Consider the following 23,536-nt stretch of genomic DNA (forward strand, 5'->3'; position numbering starts at 1 on the left):
TCCTACCAAGTTTCCCAATCAAACTTTATATTATTTATAGTGTCATATTCCTTTTCTTCTCTATTATCTAACTTTTGTGCTTTTATATATTTGGGAGAATATACTTTAACATAGAGTAATCCTCCAAAAAATCGGTTGCGATACTCTGCTTTATTTATTGAATTTATTTTATTTAAAATTTCTTTTTTACTCATATCAGCAAATTCTTTATCTCCTGCTTTCATCATTTCTCTTTTTTTCTTTCTTCTATCATTTTCTGATAAATTTTTAGGAAAATTCTCTAACAACTTTTTAGGATTAGAAATAAGTGCCCTTTCATCTACAATCAAAATATCCAAATCCACATATTCAAAAGTTCCAGTTTCCTTCATAAATTGAATAAATTCGTAAATTTGTTTCCTATACCATTCCCTCTCTTCATCATTTTCTACCCTTCCAAATATATATATTCCTCCTGATATTGGAGAATATATTCCCTCTGGATTTCTATCATAACTTTTCTTTCTTTTTTTCATTTCTTCTTCAAAGTCTCTATAACTATATGCTCCTTTTACATCTATTACTGCTAAATAGTTCTCACCAAATAACTCTTTTAATTTCTTTCCATAGAATTCGTTAGCTGATTCATTCAATAGCACTCCTCCATATGTATCTCCACCTTTCATTCCATTGTTCAACTCTACAAATCCTTTTCCCCAATAATAACTGTCGTTTTCTTTTCTTGTTCCTATATAGCTTTTTGGATATACTACTGCTGCTTCATACCATCTTCTTACATTTCCTGCTCTTTTTCCCATGCCATATATTACAAACTCTTCCCCATATCTTTCTTTTAAATGTTTTTGTAATACTCTTTCTGCTCTATCTGATTCACTTAGACAGCCTGTTAATATTAAAATAATCATTCCTAATACGCATAATAGTTTTATCTTTCCCATCTTTTCTCCCTTCTTACTCTTAACTTTACAGAAAACTTTTTCATAATCGCTTATCAAAAAGTTTCCCATAATATTAAAATTCTTTCTGCATTTTTGAATTTCATATAAAAATACAGTTTAGATTAATTTGCTTACATTCCTCTAAACTGTATTCAAATTTATTTTTTTATTTTTTTCTCCAATCTTTCTATTATTACATTATATCTTTGTGAAGGCATATAGTCATTATATTTAAGCTTTTTATAATGATTCATAGCTTCCTTATATTTATTTTCAGCTATTTCTTTATTATTTTTATCTCTTATGAGCCTGTCGCCATCTAATTCACTCTGTACCCCTCTTAAAAGAATCCCATTCATATTTATTTTTCCTTTAATCATTTCTGTCATTTTAGGATCTTTTGATTTTTTTAAAGCTGAAGTATAAAGTTCATACGATTTATAGTATCTAAACTGCTCAAACATTTTATTTCCTTCTTTTAAAAGTGATTCTGCAGTTGTTGCTTTTACAGGTGTTTTTTTTGGCACAGGAGATTTTTCTGCCTCTACCTTTTCAATTATTTCATCATATATAGCTTTTTGAGTATTCTCCAAAAAGATTGGAGCTATTCTTTCATATATTTCCATAGCTTCTTTTTTCATCTGCTGTCTTTTCCTGTTTGTGTTTGCTTTTTGAAGATACAATTCATCAGCTTTCAATTTTTCTTCATATGCTGAATTTAAAATTTCAGCAGTGGCTAACTTGTGTTTTACTTCATCTTTTAAGTTGTTGTCTTCTCTCAATTCTAAAGCAAGAACATCAGCAGATTTTAATTCATCAACAACTTTTTGGAACTCCTGATTTTTAAGCATTATATCTGCTGTATTTACACTCTGGGCTGTTTTTTCAGAAATTTTAGCCTGATTAGAAAAATATTCTAAATCTTTTATTCTTTCTTCATATCTATTTCCTCTGTATTTGCTCAATTCCATATAATTTTCAATACCAGTTTGATAATCTTCAAAAGCAGCTCTGTATTTTCTTTCTGCCATCATAGTATCTCCAGATTTTTCTTTTTCTATGGCGAAATTATACATTTTTTCTAATTTTCTATACTGGATAAATTTCTTTCCTCCAAATAAGATTAATAGTAAAAATAGAATAACAGCCCCAACTTTATATAGTTTTTTATCTACTGTACTAAAGTTCTTTCTGGCACTGCTCAGCCATGTCTCAGGCTCTGGGAGAAGAGGAGCAGGTCTGCTTATAAATATTCCACACAATGTATGATTAGATAAGTTCATGTAGCAATTTTTATTCATAGATTTTACAAGATTTCCTATCCACTGCCCAACTCTTTGCGATTTGGCAGTATCCTTCTCAATATCATCTTCATCAAGATTTTCCCATGCTCCCTGAGTCAGAAGAAGTATCTTGTCATTTGGAAGAAGTGTCATTGTTTTAGAAACATTTACAGCTATATTTTTATCAATACCAAATTTATGTGTAAATATATTTCTATCTTTTCTAAATCTTATCTCATCATATAGTATTTTCTCTGCTTCATACATAAGAAAAGCCAATGTACTATCCTTACTTTTTTTTATTATATAATTATCTCTAAGCATCATAAATCTTGCATTTCCAACATTTGCAAATGTTACTTTTGAATAATCTGTAACTGCCATTGCAATTGAACAACTACTGTATTCATCTGTCATATCGCTATTGCTTATCTGCATCTCTCTATATCTTCTATGTACATGAAGCAGCATTCTTTCTATTTTCTTTCTATCTATAGTAGGATTTTCTATAAAAGTTTCTATAAGCATTTCTCCAATAAAAGGTGCTATCTTATGTTCAAAGACACCTCCATTATTTCCATCTACTATTATCCAACACCCATATTCCTCTAATTCAATATATGTAAGATAATCATTATTTACACTTTTATCTCCTCTATCAGAAAGAAAAGATGTTACAAATATGCTCTGATACTTTCTTCCTGAAAGATTCAGCTGCATAGCCTTTTTTTCTTCATTTTCTTCTTTTATCTTTTCCCTATTCATGTAATAACCTCATTCTTTATTTTTTATTTTAATTATTATGCAATTTACAATTTGGATTGATTATAGTTATTTTTCCACCTTCTTTACAGCTTATTGTTCCTGTACTCAATATTGCTTTTTTGTTATTTGTTTCTGTTCCACTGCTTGTATCACTCCATTTTCCAAGACTTATATAATTGATACAAGGCTTTTTCTTGTTACATGCACAACTTCCAAAAGGAGTTATATTGGTTATAGCTTTGCAGTCATCTTTAGTTGCATCTAAAAATCCATCTGTATATTCAAAATTTTGTGAACTTACTAAAAGGCTTCCTGCTGTATCCCCTGCACTGCACCATAATTTAGCCCCTTGGCATACACCATATGTTGAAATTTCTTCTAATTTAACCCCTGATCCATAGTTATAAATAAAGTCTATTGCCCTTCCATAAATATCATCTTCATTATAGATAAATCCAATTTTATCTAAAGCATATTCATCTCCATCTAAAATTCCAATTTTTAAATTTTTAGTAGGTATCCTTTTATCCAACTCTTGAAGTGTATAATAATTTTCTATTAATTTAGGATTAGATTCTAAAAGCTTCATAACACTGTTATAATGCTCTGGATATCCTAGTTCTTGCCCATATTTTTTTATTTTTTGAATAAAATGCTTATTAAGTTTTTCATTTTTATTTTCATCTTCTCCTGAAAGAGGATAAGCACCAAAAAAAATATCTTTCTGTTCTTCATCTAAAGAGTCATATTTTAATTTATTTCTAAAACTACTTCTTAAAATACTCCCTATATAATCTTCTCTTATATTTTCAGTTATTTCTCCATTTCCATCCAGCTCAACATATGGAAAATAAACATATTCACTATATGGAACTTTGTTTTCAAGCCATGAACTTTTATTATATTTAATATGTTTTATTTCATCTAATTTTTCTGTTAAGGTTGGAATTCTTTTTGCATAAATAAATTTTTTCTTTTCAAAATTATCTATTTTTATTAAAGGTTTAATTTTTTTAGGTGTAAGTTTAAAATTATTTGTTTCTTCAACATTTGTATTTTCTCTATATTCAAGATTATCATTATGATCTACAGATACAACTTCATACTGATCAATTTTTGTTAATTCTGTATAATACGGAATTTTATCATATCTTGGTACAAATTTTTCATATTGTCTTCTTTCAGCATTATACCCACCTTCTCCAGCATATATTTCTTTGTTTAAGTTTTCTATTTCTTTCTCTGTATTCAGAGAATTATCTACTGAAAGTTCATATCTATATTCATCCTTTAAAAGTGCTTCTTCTTCAAATGAATATCTGCTTTTTTCATTTTCATCATGTCCCCTTGAAATATCTAATATATCTTTTTCTTCTTCAGTAAGTTCTAATTGTTTCATATATATAAATTCTGAATTCTCAAAAGTTTTATTCTCCAAATTATATTTATCTTGTATTATTGTCATAAGGTATAGCACATAATCAAATAATCCTTCCTCTTCAAATTTTGGAGTTGTTATTATTTCATAATTTTCTTCTTCCCAATTTTCTTCACAGACCTCTTCTATAGAAAGAAAATTATTTGCTGAGTCCAATTTCAATTCATATCTTTCTCGACCTTCAACACCATCTTTATAAAGTTTTATTATTCCATCTTCAGAAATTTCACAATATCTAAAACATAGTGCAATCGCTACTTCTCTTGGAACATTTACAGTTATTTCGCTTTTTTTGTATAATATATCTATAATTCTGCTTTTTTCATCAACTACCTCTATAGTTATTGGATATAGTTTTACACCTTTTTTTAAAGGTATTATTGGTTCAGTTTCTAGTGGTTTTTTTACAGATTGATCATTATGTCTTTTAAAACTAAGTACTGAATGTTTTACTTTGATTCTTTCTTCAATTTTTTTATTTATTTCAAGGACACTTGAATAATTATTGAATTCTTTATTTACAATTCTGTATTCTCCTTTATTTTCTACTATCTTACATCCTAAAATTTTCTTTTCTACCTCTTCCATTTCATATCTATATTTTTCTGAGCGAATAAAATAACTTATAAAAATAGCAATATATACAACTGGCGCTACAGAAGTCAGAAGTGAATAAATAAGTGTTCCTGTCCCTCCCTTTAGTAAGATAACTGTAGCCAAACAAACTCCTTTAGTTCCAGCTATATTCACTAAGCACATACTAAACATATTACTTAAAGAATCTAATACATTCTTTGTATATTCTACAGATCCTGGTTGTACTGAAGTTAATTTCTTTATGTCAAAATTTATCAATTTTTCAAAATCAAATGCATCTATTGAGTCTATTACACTCTTAACATTAAAAAAATTCCCAAAATTATATTTTTTTTCTCCTACAAAAACTTTACTGAAAGTTTGTATTTTTACATTATCTGGATTTTGATTAAATAATGTATTGAACATTGAATGAGAAGAAAATGCCATTAATGCCCCATATTCATAACCTGTATATATTATTTCTGCATTTTCATTTTTTGAAATTTTTCTTATTTCATTTTCTATTACTTCATTTACTAATACCAAATCTAAATTTAAAGCACCTTTTTCAAAAGATTCTATAACCATATTATCTTTAGAGTTATAAAAAGAAACTACATATTTATTTGTTCCTTTTTTTCTTAAAATTACTATTCTAAAATCTACTACTTTAAAATTTATTGTTCCTTTTAATTCAAATGCTTTTTTTTGAAGAATTTTTCTAATTTCTTCCAATTTATCATCTTTAAAATTTTTAAAATCTTCATCTTTTATTTTTGTACCTGTTGCTGCTTCATATATTTCCTTTATAACTCCCCTATATTCAAGATTTTCAAATGCCATTTTAAAATTATTAATAGTACCTAGTTTTGGAAAAACATTATTTACTCCAGCTAAGGCAGTAGCAAAATCCCAAGTTAAATTAAGAAATTCTATTTTTTCTTCTTTACTCAGCAAATCTTTTCGACTGGGGATTTGCTTTTTCTTTATATATTCTTCTATATCTTTGCATTTTTCTGACTCTTTGCTATATTCTTGATGTATTTTAAAAGCATAATCTACTAATATTTGATAGAAATCTCCTCCATATATTGCTTCCCATTCTTCTAAGAATTTCCCCTCATGGCTTTTTTTATCCACTGCTAAATTATATCTATCAAAATATTCCATTATTATTGGTGCTGATTTTTGTAAATCAATTTTATGCCAATATTCATATGTCTTTCTTTTATCATCTTCTAGACTATAGAAGCTTCCATATTCTTCATCTTCATTATCTCCTTTTGAAAATCTATTTGCTCTTTCTTCACTAAATTTTTCCTTATATTTTTCTGCTTCATAATTTCTTTTAGATTCATCTGGACTTATTTTTAATGGATTTTCCTCTCTCCATTTTTTTTCCCAATCTTCTCTTATTTTTAGTCCATTACATTCTTTTTCTAAGAGTGAATAAATTGTATGATTTCTTTCAATTACTTTTATTAATTTTTCTTTATTATTAGGATCTGGAACCTCTTTATATTTTTCTACAATATCTGCAAACTCCATCTTTAAATTACTAAGATTACATATTGCTAATAGCTCTCTATCAGTTATTTCCATAGACTACCCCCTACCATAATTCCCAATCAAATTTTATATCCTCAACTTTTTTATATTCTTTTATTTCTTCATCATTAAAGTTCCGTGATTTTATATATTTAGGAGAGTATACTTTGGCATAAAGTAAAACTCCATATCTCCCCTCTAAATATTCTGCTTTATTAATTGAATTTATTTTTTTTAAAATATCTTTTTGAGTCATACTAAAAAATTCTTTATCCCCTGCTTTCATTAATTCTCTTCTTTTCTTTCTCCATTCATCATTGGATAAATCATTTGACAAATTTTCTAAAAGTTTTCTTGGATTTGAAATCAATTCTCTTTCATCAATAACATTAATTCCTAAATCTACATATTCAAAAGTTCCTGTCTCCTTCATAAACTGAATAAATTCGTAAATTTGTTTCCTATACCATTCCCTGTCTTCATCATTTTCTACTCTTCCAAATATGTATATTCCTCCTGATATTGGAGAATATATTCCCGCTGGATTTCTATCATAACTTTTCTTTCTTTTTTTCATTTCTTCTTCAAAATCTCTATAACTATATGTTCCTTTTACATCTATTACTGCTAAATAATTCTCACCAAATAACTCTTTTAATTTCTTTCCATAGAATTCATTAGCTGATTCATTTAGCAGTACTCCTCCATAAGTGTCTCCACCTTTCATTCCATCATTTAGTTCTACAAATCCTTTTCCCCAGTAATAGCTATCATTTTCTTTTCTTGTTCCTATATAGCTTTTTGGATATACTACTGCTGCCTCATACCATCTTCTTACATTCCCTGCTCTTTTTCCCATACCATATATTACAAACTCTTCCCCATACCTATCTTTTAAATGTTTCTGTAATACTCTTTCTGCTCTATCTGATTCACTTAGACAGCCTGTAAATAATAAAATAATCATTCCTAATATGCTTAATAGTTTTATTTTTTTCATCTTTCCTCCCTTTTTAAACCTTAACTTTATAGAAAACTTTTTCATAGCTTTCTATCAAAAAGTTTCCCATAATATTAAAATTGTTACTATTTTTTTAATTTTTAAAATTTAAATAAATTGTATGATTTGTCACAATTTTTTTTACTTCTTTTTTTCCATCAATCTCTATAGTTTCTGTTTTTTCACTTTCTACTAAATTTGAAAATTCCATTTTTAAATTTGATAGATTACATATTGCCAATAATTCTCTATCTGTTATTTCATTCATATTTCCTCCTAATTTTTATATCCTTCCACTGAAAAATCAATATCAAAAACACTGTTATACTCTTTTTTTATTTCATTTTTTAGTTTGTGACTTTCAATATATTTAGGTGAATATATTTTAGTATAAAGCCAGTATATTCCATAAAATTCACTATCAATATTACCTTTGTTTAAACTATTGATTCTGTCTAAAATATTTTTTTTATCTGTATTTTTATAACTTTTATTTGTTTTATTTAAAATTACTTTACGTCCTTCAGGTTCTATATAATTTCCAAATTTTTTCATATCAAATTGCAATTTTGGACTACTATAAAATTCATCACTAAAAATTCTTTCATCACTAATTGTAAAATTTAAATCCACGTATTCAAAAGTTCCTGTCTCCTTCATAAACTGAATAAATTCGTAAATTTGTTTCCTATACCATTCCCTATCCTTATCATTTTCTACCCTTCCAAATATATATATTCCTCCTGATATTGGAGAATATATTCCCGCTGGATTTCTATCATAACTTTTCTTTCTTTTTTTCATTTCTTCTTCAAAATCTCTATAACTATATGTTCCTTTTACATCTATTACTGCTAAATAATTCTCACCAAATAACTCTTTTAATTTCTTTCCATAGAATTCATTAGCTGATTCATTTAGCAGTACTCCTCCATAAGTGTCTCCACCTTTCATTCCATCATTTAGTTCTACAAATCCTTTTCCCCAGTAATAGCTGTCATTTTCTTTTCTTGTTCCTATATAACTTTTTGGATATACTACTGCTGCCTCATACCATCTTCTTACATTTCCTGCTCTTTTTCCCATGCCATATATTACAAACTCTTCCCCATATCTTGCTTTTAAATGTTTATGCAATACTCTATCCGCTCTATAATCCTTAGTAAAAATTATACTTAATATTAAAATTATTATTCCAAGTATAAATAACCATTTTCTTTTTTCTTCACTTTTTATTTGTTTTAATTTAGATTTTTCTTGTTCTGTTTTTTCTTTTTTTAATTCCTCAATATGTTTTAAATAAACCTCATCATCCCTTAGAATAGGTTCTCCCTTTAAAATACGATATATAAATAAAATTAAAATCAATATACAAAAAAGTATTATCCACGTATATAAATAAACTAAACTATCTAATCCATTCAGTAAAATTTCCATTTATTTTTTGTGATAAAAGTTTAATAAACCAATTATCATATTCCCTCCTTCGTATAATTTATATCTTCTTCACTCTTCTTTCAATAACTTATCCAAATCATTTCTTATTAAAAATGTAAATTTAATATAAGGCGTTCCTTTCTCTTTAATTGAATTGCTGTATTCTTCAACTTCCTTTTCTAAAAAAGGTTCTTTTAACACTTCAATTTTTTCTGGAATATACTTTATTAGCCCTATTATTTCTTTTAAATCCATTAAATTATCTGGAATTACAAATTTTTCTACAGAAGTATCTATTTCTTTTTCTTTATCTTCATATTTAAAAAATGATTTATCCATTTCTAAAGTGTATATTTTAAAATCAAAAAAATTATAAGAAAATCTATCTATTTTTCTCATTCTATCCCTCTCAATTTTTTATCAATGAAATAATATATTCTTTTTTAAAATATTTTCCACCTTCTAATTTTAGAACTGCCTCAAAATTTTCAAGATCATCTCTGAATATATATTTTCCTGCTATAGTTGTTGATAATGTAAAAGTCTTGTCAGATGGTATTTCATATTCTTCTTTTAATATTTTTTTTGACTCAACCATATCAAATTCAGGAGCTGTATCTCCTGAAAATGTAATTTCCTTATCTCCATTTATTAATTCATTATATGTTAATTTTATTTTATAAACAATAGGGTTAGTTGGTATTATATTATATATATTCAAATTTCTTATTTTATCATTATTTAAAGATAATTCTTTAAAATTTATAAGTGTAAAAAAAGGGATTATTCCAAAATTTTTCAATAAAAATTCTAAAGATTTTTCACTCTCATAATATTTTGAAATGTTAATAATAAAGTTTACCAACATATCATCATCAGTATTAAAAACAATTTCTTTTTTTACATTTTCCCACTTCTTAATTATTTCTTTTAGATTAAAAATATTATTTGTACTTTTTTCTATTTTTATTTCTTTAAATACATTGCTGATGTCCACATATGCTTGTTCTATTAGATCATCTGAATATTCTGGTTTATCTTCCTCTAATTTTATATCAATAAAATCACTTGTTTCTTCTATAGATATTTCTGATTCTTTGGTGTTATTAAAAACTTTTTCATTACTTATTTCTTGGTGAACTACAACTAATTTATATTTCATATTTACCTCTATTTTCAATTATGACTTTTTAAATATTTTACTTGCTTGAGTAAAATTTCTTCCTTGTACAACTGTTTCCATATTTTTGGCATCTATTCTATAAGATGTTAAATATTTGCTGGCTAAAGTTTCCATAATTTCTTTCTTCTCTTCCAGTACTACTTCTTTACTAATATTTGATTTCATTGACATATTTTTACCTACAATAGACATATTTTCATCAACTGACATCAGATAGTCATTCACACTTTTCATAGTCATAAGATTTTCTGAACTTAAATTCATTGTATCTTTTGTTCTTAAATCTAGTAAAAATTCTGAATATACTTTGTATTCATTAGAATTAAGTCTAAAATCAAAATAACTTTCTGCATTACTTTCTATTGGTAAAGTATAGTTTCTTACATCTGGATTACTAAATCTTCCATTACCTGGATTATTTACAGCCCACAGCACATAGCCACACTCTTCTTCATTAATAGGGAAGTACACTGCTACTATATCATTAGTTTCAGGAGTACAGAAGTATCCAGTATTGCTTTGAGAATAAGGTGTAGTGTATGGAAAAATAAATCTTCCATTCCTATCAGGGTAATCTTTCAGATTTTCTGTTGTTCTTGATTTTAAGTTAGCATATTTATTAAGCCCACAAGAAAGATTTACTATCATTACTGCTATATTATTTCTATCAAATACTCTTTCTACACTTGCTTCTATAACGCAGCCTCTTATATTTTCATTAGGAATATAGGGATATATATATCCCGTTGTTTTTAATTCATATTCTCCCTCAAATCTTCCAGAAATATATTTCATCCTTCCCAATGTTATATGTCCTTCTCCTGTTACTTCCTCTGCATTTATTTCTACAATATCTCCTAAGCTATAGCTTTGTTCTGTGTCTATTTCATAACCAAATACCTGATTTCTTTCTTTTCTGATTCCTAATTTACCTCTATCTGCATCATATTTCTTTTTCTTGCTTGTATTTGATGAGAATCCTATTCCTATACTTCCAGAAGCTAAATTAAAACTTCCAAGTCCTAATCTTGATATTGTTCTTATTAAAAATTCCCAATCTGTTTCTTTAAATTGAATAAGAGGAGCTTTTATTGCTTCATTTAATTTATCATTATTAAAAAAATATTTTATTTCATAATCATCAAAAATTTGAGTAATAACTTCTTTAAATGTCATTTCTATATTTTGAAAAGCTCTATATTTTTTTACTCTATCCATCAATTCACTTAGTGAATATGCCTCTATTTTGAGAAAGTATCGTTCTCTCCCTATCCTAGTTAGAGATGAATTAATAATTTTCCCAGTAAAAAATATTATTTCTTCTTTTTTATCTTCTATTTGTGTTTTCATAGCCACAATAATATCTGAGTCAACACTTCTATTTATTTGAATATATTTATTTCTCTCTGAAATTAATATTTCAATTTCCATATTTAACATAGTATGCTTATTTACAGAAGAAAAAATTTCAAAATTTTTCAAATCATATTCACTTTGAGAAAGTTCATTTCCCATTATATTTATTACCAAATCTTTCAATTCATAATTTTGATATTCTAAATTTTTCATCTCTCCTCCTATTCCTCAGCAATATATGCGGCTTCTATATTTTTATCAAAATCTAATTTTTGATATAATGTTAGTTCAAATTTACCTATTCCTTCCTCAACAGATACAAAAAAATTCAATTTTTTTACAAAGACAAGTGGAATAGTCAATAGAAGTGGTGCTTCTTCTTCAGCAATAGTTTCTATTATAATTTTTTGATAACATTTACTTAGATTAGATTTACTCCATTCAATTATTTGTTTAATGTTATATCTGTTATGTTCGTATATTTTTTCTTCCATATTTTTTTCTATATTCATTATTTCAAATTCAGAAAAACTTTCTTTCAAAATCTCTTTTGTTAATTCATTCATAATTTCATTATTTTTTATTTTAGAAGCCATCATTACTGTATCAGAATCTTCTATCTCTTTCTCTGTCATTCCATTTAATATTTTTCCAGTTATTTTAAAACTTCTATGATGTTTATTTCTTCCTATATATCTTTTTTCTATTTTTATGATTTCGTCACTAGATAGTGCTATTGCAAATCCAGCTACATACAATCTTACTTTCATTTATTCCTCCTTTTTTATAGATATTCAATGTTTTCTTTTATTATAGGATTCTTTCTTAGGGTAAGCTTATATATACCATTTCCTCTTTCTATGTCTATTTCTTCTTTATATTCATAGATATACATATTTTCAAGGAAAATTATTATTGGATTGTCTTCTAATGGCAGTATTTCAATTATAATATCTCTATAATCTTTTTCATTGATATATTCTTGAGTGTACTGCCAGCTAGATATTTCAAAGACATTTTCTTTATTTAATTTTAAAAAATCACTATTAAGAAGATCTTCTTTTCTTTTTAAATCTAATTTTTTTCCAAACTTATTTTCTATATATTCCTTTGTTTTTCTATCTAAAAACTCTTCTTCTGGGTCTAGCTGTATATTTTTACTATAAAAATTTAATATTTTTCCTGTAATAATTACTTCTGGTTCGCTTTCATATTTAAATTTATTTTCTTTTTTTTCATTATAATATTCATTAAATAATTCTATTATTGGTTCTTTATTTAATAAATCATATGAAAATATATTGATATTAATATCAATTATTTCTTTACTGGATAAAAGAATATGATCACTTTTATCAGGATTTTCAGTTCTAATTATTATTTTACTTTTCATTACTGTCCCTCCTAGAATATACTTAATTAAAATACTGCTATTTCCCCTATTTGCATAGTTATATCTACTCCTAATACACCAAAGTGCTTTTCCCAAAACAAGTCTATCTCTATTCCTAAAGGAAGGAACATTTCTTTTATAAATTTAATTTTTGTTTGATTTTCTATATTTTTGGGATAGTTTAAATATACAACTATATTTGTATCAGAAGTAAGTTTGTCATATATTAAAGAATCTTTGAATATTTGTTTTACAGCTTTTTTGAAAGAGTCAATCATTCCAAGATAGTTATACATACAATGCAGTATATCTGCAATTATTGTCTTTTCATATTCTTTAAATGATTCAAAATCTTTTCTTACCTCTTCTCCTAAAACTCCATTTTTTATATTTTTTACTATCTCTTTTACTATGATGTCTTTTTTATTCTGCCCTAAATATAAATCCAATTCTCCTAAAAAATGAGTTAATATATTTAGCAAAGAATCCCTTAAATTTTTATCTAGAGCATATTCATTAGGATTTAATAAAATATAAAATATATCACTGAATCTATAGAAAGGATTAATATCAATTATATGTTCTTTTTTTTGCTCTATCCCACTTTCTATTTTATTTATTGTTTCTAAGTTTAGTTCCATATAGGGGGATATTTTTTCAGATAGTTCATATCTAAAACTATTATTTTCTAATTCTATAAAATTAGTAAGAGGATACCATATGAAATTATAATTTTTATCTTTCATTAAGTACTCCTCTACACTCATATTCAGGAAAATATAATTGCATATCTGATATAATAAAACTCAATATATCTTCAGTAAAAGAGTCTTTTATTAAAGCTTCAAACAAAAAATACATTCTTGTATTTCTTCCTTTCAGTTTAAATTCATCAATAATAAATTCATTTATTTCATATGTTTCCTCATGTTCTATACTATTCTCTGATATAATTACATCTAAAAATTTAAAGTACCTTTTTACATCTTTATAACTATTAAGTATTCTTCTTATTTCATTTTTATTTCTAAGTCTTATATCATTTTCTAGTTTTAATTGATTTATAAAATGATCATTTATCTTATTATCAAAAGGTGGATATTTTAATTTGCTATAATTCTTATCTTCTAGATATGATATAGTCCAAAATTTCCATTTTACCTGTCTAACTTCATTAGTTACTATCTTTATAGTATTTTCTTTTGTTTTGGCTACAAGATAAATATCAACTTCTTCATCAGGACAAAGATAAATTCTTCTTACATCATCAAATACTACAGTATGTTCAAAATGTATTTTATTAACTGTTGGTTTAATTAGTCCATCACTCATTGTGGCTTCTTCTTTTATATTCCAGAGAACTATATGATCTTCTACCCAATATTCTTTTAAATCATTGTTATTTATTACAAGGTATTCCTCTCCTGTTAAATTCTCAATCATTTCAGGATCATATTCTTCTGCTGTTAATTTAAATATTTTTCTTAAATATGGAATATTATATGTTTTCCATTTAATATTATTTAAAGATGAAACAGCATACAATTTTTTCATTTTCTCTAAATATTTGCTGTCCAATTCTAATCTTAATTTTATTGGATATTCTATACTGTTCCCTATTATTTTTCCATTCAATATAGTTCCATTTATATTTTCTAAACTTCTTTTATCTAAATTAATAAAAACTTTTTTTAATATTTTTTCTTCCTTTTTTGATAAAACTTCCTTTATATTAATCTCTTCTTTATCTTCAGGTAATATTGGCTCATAGTTTACTTCATATAAATACAAATCTTTTTTAGGAATCATCAAGCTTCCAATATGTATATCTTCATTATCTTGTCCAATGGTTTCTAAAATATTTTTTTCAAAATTGTTCATTCTTTTTTCTACATTACTTATTAATTTATCAAAAGTTGTTAATGATGTTATTCTAAATAAATTTCTTTCATTTACTTCAAGATCTTTCAACTCGTTTTCAATTATTTTTTTTAATCTTTCCATATGTTTATCATCCTTAGTTTAATTTTAATGTCTTCCATCAAAGAAACTTATAGTAGTTATATCCTCCTCAAAAGAAAAATATTTTCTCTTTCCTATATATGTTTGATTATTCTCTCTCTTTACTCCTGTTACATAGAATCCCCAGAAATTAGCATCTGTATAGGCAAAAAACTTAGTTTCTCCGTTTAGTATGCTGTCCAGCTCATCTTGTTCAAAATGTCCATCAAGCATTTCAAGAACTTCCTGCTCATCTATTTCTTTATAATCTTCTGGTTTATTTATATATGTGAAATATTTTTTTATCTCCTGCTCCTTATTCTTCAGATGCAGAGGAAGTATTTCAGTGGAAGATATCTTTTTGATATATCCAGAACTCGATCCTGCCTGCTCCCCTGTTCTCAGTATTTCTATCTCTTCTCCTGTATACTTTGTTCCATGAAGTGAATATGGTACTATTGGAATATCATTCTTTACAGATACTTTTATATTTCCTATCTTGCTTGAATTAAGATATCTTATAGCTCCATCTAGACAGCTTATCTTCAGCTGCTGTTCATCTTCCTCCATATTTCTTCTAAAGTCTATCATCTTACCAGGAACAAATTCTTTCAATATGTCATTGAAAAGATTTACCTTGCAAGTCTGCCCACTCAATTTAATCAATGAATAATCAAATATTATTCCAGTTTCATAATATGATGTGAGGAATCTTCTGAATATTTCATATATATCTCCTTTTATCAATTTAACTATTTCACTTTTATTAATTATGATATTAGGGAATGTGGTTATATTTCTGATATAGTCTCCATCATATACATTTAGATTCCAGCTTGGAAGATATGTAGAAGCTAAATCACTATTTTCATATCTTACACTGTCAAATTTTGTTCTTATTATAGTACTCTTTTTAAAAAGCTCTCTTTTGAGAAGTTCTGCTATTTCCCACATAAAGAAAAAGTTATTTTTTACTTTTGAATATACATCACTGGCTTTATTTTCAAACTCACCGAATTTTGTAGGTATAATTCTCTCAGCTTTCTCATATTCCTCTTCCAGTACTTCATATATTTTTTTAACACCTTTCTCATCTACATCTCTATAGATAAGTTCACTGATATTAGTGATAAGGTCATTTATTCCCACAGTGTTCTTCTTGTTAGTATAATATTGAGAAAGAAGTATTTTCAGATACTGCATTATTCTGTAAGTTATATTATTTCCACCAAAACTTTCTTCACTGTTTTCAAAAGTTGTTTTAATGTCTATATCATAGTTTATCTCTTCAGAATTTATTTTAAATACACATGAAGCAAGGTCAGTAGTTCCTCCACCACAATCTATTATGAGGGCTTTATATTCCTCGTTGTCCTCAAATCTTCCCTTTCCTATTATTCTTTCGATTGAATTATATAGTACAGCCACTCCTTCATCTAGAGCATTCTTTTCAATTATCTTATAATCAGGAAGTATCTCCTTAAACATATTCAAAAACTCACTTTTCAATTTCACTGGTGTAGTTATATGAATATTTCTAAATCTGCATTTAAAAAGAGATTCTGCTCTGTCTACAACATAGTCTATATATGCCTTGATGATTTTCTTTCTCTCTATATATCTTATATCTCCATTTTCATCAACTATTCTTTCTTTTTCATCTATAGATTTTACCCAGTTTTTTATTCCATAAAATACACTTCCTTTAAGATTATAGTTGCTGTTTTTCAGTTTCTCTTCAACTTCATATCCAAAAGCATATCTTATATTCTCCTCATCAAAGCAGTTCTTTACATATACTACTGTTGGGATGACATTTGCATATTCTTCCTCATTTTTAGGAAATTTTACATAGTTTATTTTATCCAAAAACATGTGCCCACTGAGAATTTTATGCTGTGGAAGATTCTTGATGTAGTACTTATCAAGATATACTCCAGCTGTTGTATTAGCTGTTCCAAAGTCTATACATAATGGTGTGTCTGTAACTTCTAAATCTAAAAAATGGAAACTATCCAGCGGTATCTGATAGTAATTTAAAGACATAGGCATACTGCCCTCATTTTTTTCTTTATAGTAAGCATTGAATAAAAATTTCTCATCACTTCTATTGAAAAAAATTAGAGAGTAGTTTTGATTCTTTAAGTTTTCTAATCTTAATAGTTTTTCATCACTTCTTATAAAGAAAGAGTTTCTTTCACTCTTGTTTCTTGAAAGTTGAAAAATTCCGCATAAATAACTGTTCCCATTCATCAAAAAAATATTATTATCTGAAATATGTTCTGGAATAGTGATTTTATAGTCATCCTCATCAGTAAGAGGCATATCTTTATATATCACTACTTTGTGTGGTATCTTAATACTGTTTGAATCATTGAGCTTAAATCCCAGCCTTGTATCAAAAAGCTCTTGAAGTCTTTCTATTCCATTTTCCTTATATGAATCTATCCCATAGACTTTCTCTCTGCTTCTGTATTTAAGGATTATGTTTATAAGCTCACTTCTGTTTAGATTCTCTCTGAATCCTTCTATTAATTTTTCATCTACACATATTTTATGCAGATCATAATATGTCTTTCTTTTCAATTCGTCATATATATAGTACTGTTTCATCATTCTCTCCTGATTTTTTTAATAGCACTTATCAATTCATTTGTGCTTTTGAATCTCTTTTCCCTCTTATCAGCTAGTCCGATTCTAAATATTTCATTATCTTTTATATTATTGATATATCCTTTTTCACTGAGCAGCCAATGATAGATTGCTGCTATACTATAAGTGTCATCCTCAATATCTCTTTTTATTCCCCTTATATATATTTCAGGAGCAGAGAACCCATTGCTCCCCTGTATATATATGCTCTCTTCTCCTTGAAATGTTCCTGAACCGAAATCTATGAGGGATATCTTCTCTCCATCATAGATTATATTTTCAGGCTTTATATCACAATGTATTACTCTGCAACTGTGGAGTTTTTTTACTATTTCCCCAAGACTGCATATTATATTTTCTATCTCATCTAAAGTTAATTCCTTTGTCTTTACATATTTCTTCAGATTTTCACCAGAGATATAAGACAAGTGGAGAAAATTTTCTCCACCATCTATATATTTAGGTATCCCTTCTATTTTTAGAAGATTTAATAATTGTTTTTCAAATTGAAACTGCTCTTTTACTTTCTCATATCTCTCATCATATTTTAAATATTCAGGATTTACAAGTTTTAATATGCTCTTTTCTCCCTTTTTATCTGTAATAAGATAAGTGATAAACTGTTCTCCTTCTCTTAGAAGAACGGAATCCAGTTGCTTTCTTTCCAAGCTGCCTTCTCCTTTTTTGTAACTTCTTCCATAAGTTTGTCATAGTTTTCTTTCTCAAAGTATTTATTTCCTTCAAGAGGTTTATATTTTTCTATAACTTCCTTATATACTTTTCTAGCTTCTTTATATTTTTTATTACTGAAAAGTGTATCTCCATTAGTTTCTAATTTTTTAGTTTCAAGCATATTCTTCATAGTATCTATTTTACCTTTTAAATACTCTTGCTGTACTGCATTATTTGTATCAGCTGCTATTCCATAAGCTTCTTGATATTTCTCATATGCTAATTGATATTTTTCATTTTTGAAGAAAAGATCTGCTTCTGTCTGCATAGCATCAGCCATCTTTTGATTATCTTTCAGCTGTACTGAAATATCCTGAGATTTTTTGATTATAGATAATGCTCTCTCATACTCTCCACTGTCTGCATAAGCTTTTGCCTCATTTAAGTATGCTCTGCTTTCCTGTGCCAATGTTTTCCTCATTTCATCTAATCTCAATATCTTCTCAGTAGTTTCTATTCTTCTTGCTTCATCTCTCAACTCGCTGTATATCCCTTTAGCCATCTCCAGATACACTATTGCTCCATTTATATCTGTTGCTTCCATTTCATAAGCTCTTTTCTCATACATAAGTGCTGTATCATATTTTCTATTTCTCACCTTTGCCAAACGTTCAGCTTTTTCAGTTACTTCTGCCAGAAGATCTATTTTGCTGTATTTCAAGAATATGATTTTAGCTTCCAGATAATTCCTTATTGCTCCCTCTACATCATTATCCTGTACCATCATATCTGCTTCAGTTTTCATATCATATGCCACAGCCAGAGCTTTGCTGGCCATTATAGAGTCATCAAGTTTTTTAGATATGTCATCTATCTTATTGTATTTCAAATCTTTCAGCTGAGGTATCTTTGCTTTTCCTTCTTTATATTTTTCCTCTGCTTCAAGGAAGTTATTGCTATTGTAGAGTTTATCTCCCTCATTTAAATCTTCAAGTATACCTTGAAGGAATCCTATCTGCTCGATTTTCTTATCTACCAGCAGTATTTGTTTTCCAAGATTTATATTTGTTATCTTAGGAGAGAAAATTGTTCTATAGACAATATTTGCATCTTTAGGGCTTATTTCAAGGGCATTATATTCATTTTTACTTAGTTCAAAAGAAGTCAATGCTTGTTCAAAATCTCCTTCTGCTACTGCTTTCAATCCCTCTTCCTCATAAGTATATGCTCTCTCATATGTTATATCTCTTGTTCTCTTCAAGCTGTATCCTCTGTATAATAGGAATCCTATAATAAGAATGATAAGAAGAATAATGAGATATTTCACATAATTAAATTTGAATTTTTTCTTTCCAGATGGAGAAACTTCATTAATAAATATTCCTGCCAATGTGTAGTTAGGAACATTATTACTGCTGTTTTCCTTTATTCTTTCCTCTAAAGATCCTATCCACTTTCCAACACTGTCAGTTTTTGAAAGTTCAACTTCTATTTCAGATTCATCTAAATTTTCCCATGCCCCATGTGACATAAGAAGTATTCTATCTCCATCATAAAGCTGAATCTTCTTTGATATTTCTGGACTGATTCCATCTGGTTCACCCATATTTTGAGTCAGTTTATTTCTTTGACTGTGAAATCTTATCTCTTTATAGTCCAGTTGATTTGCTTCATATACCAGATGTGCTATAGAGTCATCTCTTGATTTTTCTCTGACTATATCATCTCTTATGAGATACAGCCTTGCATTTCCCACAGCTCCATATATCATAGAGGTGTAATCAGTAAGAAAAATTACTATTGAAGCACTCATAGCTCTCTTTTCTCTGCTTCTCTCTCTTATTTCCTCTAATTTTTTATGAGCCTTTGTAATAAGCTTTTTTAAATATCTTCTTGAAAATTTTGGCTTAGAAAGGAATTGGGCTATTATATCTTCTGATATTATTCTAGCTGCTTCCTCTCCCCCTCTTTCCTCATCAAATCCATCTGCCACTATCCAGCAGCCGAAATCATTCAGTTCTGAATATGCAAAGTAGTCACAGTTTACTGGTTGTTTCCCTATTCTAGAAACAAAAGAAGTTATAAATTTACTTTCAGCTTTTCTTCCACTGATTGCAATTTCAGGACTTTTTTCCTCGCTGTCTTTTCCTTTTCCTACTGGGACAAGAGATTTAGCTCTATTTACATTGGTTTTTACCCTTTTTGCATCTCTTAGAATATTATTCATATTTTTCCCCTACTCTTTATCTATTTTCCAATCAAATTCTTCTCCACATAATGCAACAAATACAAATTTAGAAGTTCCCATTTCTATTACATCAAATGAAGAAAGTTTCATTGGTGCATATACTGCCTCTCCCTGTACATAAACGATTCCATTTCCATCTCCAGGAGTTATTACAAATTCTCTATTCTTAGGATTGTATGCTATTATTGCGTGGTTTTTTCTTGATATATTGTTATCTCCCTCTAGGCATATATCCATTTCAGGAGCTCTTCCTATAAAGTTCTTCTCTGATTTCAGTTTAAAATCTTTTCCTTTTTCATAACCATTAAAACATACCAGCCACCCTACAACTGGGTCTACAGCTAATTCATTTGCCCAATATGCAACAGTTTTATCATCTTCAATATCTACCTGATCCATTGGTATTTCTTCTCTTACTGCTATATCTTCCAGTCTGTCAGTATTATTGCAGTATGGGCATTCCTTATATCTTGCAGCATTATACACATGTCCGTTTTCACATCTTTCCAGTTTCATCATGATTTCTTTCCTCCAATTTTTATTATATTATTGTTTTTTATTCTGATTAATTTTTTTTAAATTCTTTAGGTTATTTGACTAGCAAAGCTACTGTTGATATATATATAATATCTCCACTTTGTATTTTAACTGGTGCATTTCCTATTTTTATTTTTCTGTTGTCTGCATATCTCTGTATTCCTGTACCATTTACTGATCCTAAATCTTCCACAAACCACCCATTATCTGTTTTGTTCAATATTGCATGTCTTTTACTTATCAATGAAGAATATGCTGTTTCTCCAAGATTTATATCTACCCTCATTCTTGCACTTTTACCAATTATTAAAGAGTTTGCTTTTCCCACTGGCCATGTTTTTATATCATACCCCTCTTCATTTTTAAGTATTACATGAGTTATATTATTTCTTGACTGTTCTCTTTTATCCTCTATACTCTTTACTATTCTAGAATCTCTTACAAACTGTGATTTCTCATACATAATCAAATCTCTTTTTAATTTCCAGCTGTAGTAAAAAAGATCAGCTATGACAAATCCCATTATCATCATTGATATTATTATTAGTATCTCTTTTGAGAAATGAAAATAATAAACCAGTGCAAATGAAGCTATCAATACTATTCCCCAGAAGATGTAATTTACTTTTCTTTCCTTTATCTCGCTTTTTCTCATCTCTTTTTTTTGATATTTTTTGATTTCTCTTCTCAGCTTCCAATTTTTTAAAAATCTCATTTTTTCTTCCTCCCATTAAATGAAAAAAAAGATTCAAACATATTGTTTGTCTGTTCCTTCATTTTGCTATCCCCTTTTTCTGATGATTTTTTCTCTGGATCAAAAAATTTACCAAACATACTATTCATACCTTCTTTAGTAAACTTTTCATAAATATCTCCATAATCTTCTTTTTCATTTTTTGATCTGCTTTTCTTATTTTTTCCATATCCATTTTTTGACTCTGCCATTTTGTCATATTCATTTCTTTTTTCATCATCACTGAGAATAGTATAAGCATCATTTATTTCTCTAAACTTTTTTTCAGCTTCTGCTTTTTCTTTTTCTGATGCATTTATCATTCTGTCTGGATGATACTTTTTAGCTAGATCTCTGTATTTCTTTTTTATCTCATCTTTTCCAGAATCACTATTCACCCCAAGTATTTCATACAAGCTTTTCATTTCATCACTCCACCATCATTAGATTTTTCTTTTTAACATTGCTTCCTCTTACAAATCTATTCCCTTTCATACTGTTATATATTTGTTTAAGATACTCATATACCTTTTGATTATCTGCTTGATGGCATTCTTCTCTTATTCTTCTCTTTATGTATGAGTTCAGCAAATCTCTCGATACTGAACCATTCAAGGCTGCACTGCAAAAAACTTCATCTAAGCTTTCCATTTCTTTTTCATCAAATATTCTTCCTGCATATATTTTTAAAAGTCTACTTGGAAAAGAAATTCCAGAAGCTGTACTTTTAAATTTATGTATTTCATTTATAATATTATATTCTTTATCTATTCCTATGAAAGCTGAAGGATTCCTTATTTCTGCTCCCTCTCTCCTTTTGATTCTCACCAGCTCCATTTCATTATTCTGACATTTGCCCTCAGCAGAAAAAAATATTTCCATAGAGTATTTTTCATATTTCCCTTTCTCCACCTCTACTGGGGAAAGAAATTTTACCTTTAGAATATAGTCTCCATCTTCTATTGGTATCTCTATTTTTAATTTTTCCTTTATCTTATAATAAAAATTATTATATTTTACAATTCCTGGTGTGATATAGAGAAATTCATCTTCTGCATAAGTTTCAATACCACAAATAACCCCATTAGAATACTCATTATATGATAATGAATAGTATTCATATGGAGTTTCCTTCATATTATCTAAAACTTCCTTGTCAAGTATGTTGCCTCGTCTGAATATAGGAATTCTATTGTCTATTGTTACCAAGATTCTTCCCCCTTGATTTCATGTTCTCTTTATTCTTCCAATTAATTCTCATTAATTGAAAGAATAAAGAGTTGGAGAAAAATAATTTTCCTCCAACTGCAATATGGCTGATATTATTCTTCAGCTGCGTAACCACCCTCGATAGTTACAGTTTCTATTTTTTCTTTCTTTTGTTTAAAGATAGCTTTAAATTCTCCTACTCCACCTTTGTCATTATAGTCCTCAGTATAGTCAAGGATAAATGCATTAGGAAGATCTATCTTTCTAACTACAACACTTCCAGAGATAACTTCCAATGTAAGTTCTCTGTAAGCATCTGAGCTTTCAGCAGGGATTAATGACCATTTAGCCATTTTTTTAGTATCATCTGCTTCTTCTCCATTTACAGGAGTTATTATTTTTCCATTTACTTCTAATACAACTCCTAAATCACTAGCTCTTGCATTTGAATCGTCTGGAGTATCAGAAATGTATTTCACTGTAGTGATATTATCCATTCCTAAAGTAATCTCCTCATTTTTCCCTTTGATTTTTAGATTGAATCCCATATAAAATCATCTCCTT

The 23,536-nt window shown here is 27.7% G+C and carries 21 protein-coding genes; all 21 read right to left on the minus strand.

Annotated features, from left to right (window positions below):
• Positions 1-2: 2 nt before the first annotated feature.
• The 21 genes from E0E45_RS06115 to E0E45_RS06210 all read right to left on the minus strand — a co-directional run bounded on the left by E0E45_RS06115 (position 3) and on the right by E0E45_RS06210 (position 23,520).
• Complete coding sequence (locus E0E45_RS06115; protein WP_197730049.1) at positions 3-938, minus strand: hypothetical protein; 936 nt, start codon at positions 936-938, stop codon at positions 3-5.
• A gap of 158 nt (positions 939-1,096) precedes the next feature.
• Complete coding sequence (locus E0E45_RS06120; RefSeq protein WP_130890353.1) at positions 1,097-2,986, minus strand: PP2C family protein-serine/threonine phosphatase; 1,890 nt, start codon at positions 2,984-2,986, stop codon at positions 1,097-1,099.
• A 28-nt stretch (positions 2,987-3,014) separates the two neighbouring features.
• The gene (locus E0E45_RS06125) at positions 3,015-6,605 is read right to left on the minus strand and encodes a DUF4280 domain-containing protein (RefSeq protein WP_130890354.1); all 3,591 of its coding nucleotides are present in this window, start codon (positions 6,603-6,605) and stop codon (positions 3,015-3,017) included.
• A 10-nt stretch (positions 6,606-6,615) separates the two neighbouring features.
• Positions 6,616-7,551 carry a hypothetical protein gene (locus E0E45_RS06130; RefSeq protein WP_130890355.1) on the minus strand — a complete coding sequence of 312 codons (936 nt, stop codon included), beginning with the start codon at positions 7,549-7,551 and terminating at the stop codon, positions 6,616-6,618.
• Between the two features lie 94 nt (positions 7,552-7,645).
• Complete coding sequence (locus E0E45_RS17660; protein WP_172604163.1) at positions 7,646-7,819, minus strand: hypothetical protein; 174 nt, start codon at positions 7,817-7,819, stop codon at positions 7,646-7,648.
• 8 nt (positions 7,820-7,827) lie between these two features.
• Positions 7,828-8,919 carry a hypothetical protein gene (locus E0E45_RS06135; RefSeq protein WP_232044066.1) on the minus strand — a complete coding sequence of 364 codons (1,092 nt, stop codon included), beginning with the start codon at positions 8,917-8,919 and terminating at the stop codon, positions 7,828-7,830.
• Positions 8,920-9,057: 138 nt separating this feature from the next.
• Positions 9,058-9,387, minus strand: coding sequence for a hypothetical protein (locus E0E45_RS06140; protein ID WP_130890356.1), 330 nt, complete (start codon positions 9,385-9,387; stop codon positions 9,058-9,060).
• Positions 9,388-9,397: 10 nt separating this feature from the next.
• Complete coding sequence (locus E0E45_RS06145; protein WP_130890357.1) at positions 9,398-10,150, minus strand: hypothetical protein; 753 nt, start codon at positions 10,148-10,150, stop codon at positions 9,398-9,400.
• A gap of 18 nt (positions 10,151-10,168) precedes the next feature.
• Positions 10,169-11,740: a hypothetical protein gene (locus E0E45_RS06150; RefSeq protein ID WP_130890358.1), complete on the minus strand. Its 1,572-nt coding sequence runs from the start codon at positions 11,738-11,740 to the stop codon at positions 10,169-10,171.
• Between the two features lie 8 nt (positions 11,741-11,748).
• The gene (locus E0E45_RS06155; RefSeq protein ID WP_130890359.1) at positions 11,749-12,297 is read right to left on the minus strand and encodes a hypothetical protein; all 549 of its coding nucleotides are present in this window, start codon (positions 12,295-12,297) and stop codon (positions 11,749-11,751) included.
• A gap of 14 nt (positions 12,298-12,311) precedes the next feature.
• Positions 12,312-12,920 (minus strand): hypothetical protein, encoded by a 609-nt coding sequence (locus tag E0E45_RS06160; protein WP_130890360.1) that lies wholly within the window; start codon positions 12,918-12,920, stop codon positions 12,312-12,314.
• A gap of 26 nt (positions 12,921-12,946) precedes the next feature.
• Complete coding sequence (locus E0E45_RS06165; RefSeq protein WP_130890361.1) at positions 12,947-13,666, minus strand: hypothetical protein; 720 nt, start codon at positions 13,664-13,666, stop codon at positions 12,947-12,949.
• Positions 13,656-14,924 carry a hypothetical protein gene (locus E0E45_RS06170; RefSeq protein WP_130890362.1) on the minus strand — a complete coding sequence of 423 codons (1,269 nt, stop codon included), beginning with the start codon at positions 14,922-14,924 and terminating at the stop codon, positions 13,656-13,658. Before E0E45_RS06170 ends, E0E45_RS06165 begins: the two co-directional genes overlap by 11 nt.
• Positions 14,925-14,948: 24 nt before the next feature.
• Positions 14,949-17,534 (minus strand): hypothetical protein, encoded by a 2,586-nt coding sequence (locus E0E45_RS06175; protein WP_130890363.1) that lies wholly within the window; start codon positions 17,532-17,534, stop codon positions 14,949-14,951.
• On the minus strand, positions 17,534-18,241 hold the full coding sequence (locus E0E45_RS06180) for a protein kinase domain-containing protein (RefSeq protein ID WP_130890364.1): 708 nt from the start codon (positions 18,239-18,241) through the stop codon (positions 17,534-17,536). The genes E0E45_RS06175 and E0E45_RS06180 overlap by 1 nt, the downstream gene beginning before the upstream one ends.
• Positions 18,208-20,472 carry a hypothetical protein gene (locus tag E0E45_RS06185; RefSeq protein ID WP_130890365.1) on the minus strand — a complete coding sequence of 755 codons (2,265 nt, stop codon included), beginning with the start codon at positions 20,470-20,472 and terminating at the stop codon, positions 18,208-18,210. Before E0E45_RS06185 ends, E0E45_RS06180 begins: the two co-directional genes overlap by 34 nt.
• A gap of 9 nt (positions 20,473-20,481) precedes the next feature.
• The gene (locus E0E45_RS06190; protein ID WP_005977625.1) at positions 20,482-21,012 is read right to left on the minus strand and encodes an FHA domain-containing protein; all 531 of its coding nucleotides are present in this window, start codon (positions 21,010-21,012) and stop codon (positions 20,482-20,484) included.
• Between the two features lie 70 nt (positions 21,013-21,082).
• Positions 21,083-21,745, minus strand: a complete 663-nt coding sequence (locus E0E45_RS06195; protein WP_130890366.1) for an FHA domain-containing protein — start codon at positions 21,743-21,745, stop codon at positions 21,083-21,085.
• Positions 21,742-22,188 carry a J domain-containing protein gene (locus tag E0E45_RS06200; protein WP_130890367.1) on the minus strand — a complete coding sequence of 149 codons (447 nt, stop codon included), beginning with the start codon at positions 22,186-22,188 and terminating at the stop codon, positions 21,742-21,744. Before E0E45_RS06200 ends, E0E45_RS06195 begins: the two co-directional genes overlap by 4 nt.
• A gap of 4 nt (positions 22,189-22,192) precedes the next feature.
• Positions 22,193-22,972: a hypothetical protein gene (locus E0E45_RS06205; protein ID WP_130890368.1), complete on the minus strand. Its 780-nt coding sequence runs from the start codon at positions 22,970-22,972 to the stop codon at positions 22,193-22,195.
• 113 nt (positions 22,973-23,085) lie between these two features.
• On the minus strand, positions 23,086-23,520 hold the full coding sequence (locus E0E45_RS06210; RefSeq protein WP_130890369.1) for a membrane-associated protease 1: 435 nt from the start codon (positions 23,518-23,520) through the stop codon (positions 23,086-23,088).
• Between the last annotated feature and the right edge of the window lie 16 nt (positions 23,521-23,536).

Origin of the sequence: Fusobacterium ulcerans ATCC 49185, from assembly GCF_900683735.1 — a bacterium.
Taxonomy (GTDB): domain Bacteria; phylum Fusobacteriota; class Fusobacteriia; order Fusobacteriales; family Fusobacteriaceae; genus Fusobacterium_A; species Fusobacterium_A ulcerans_A.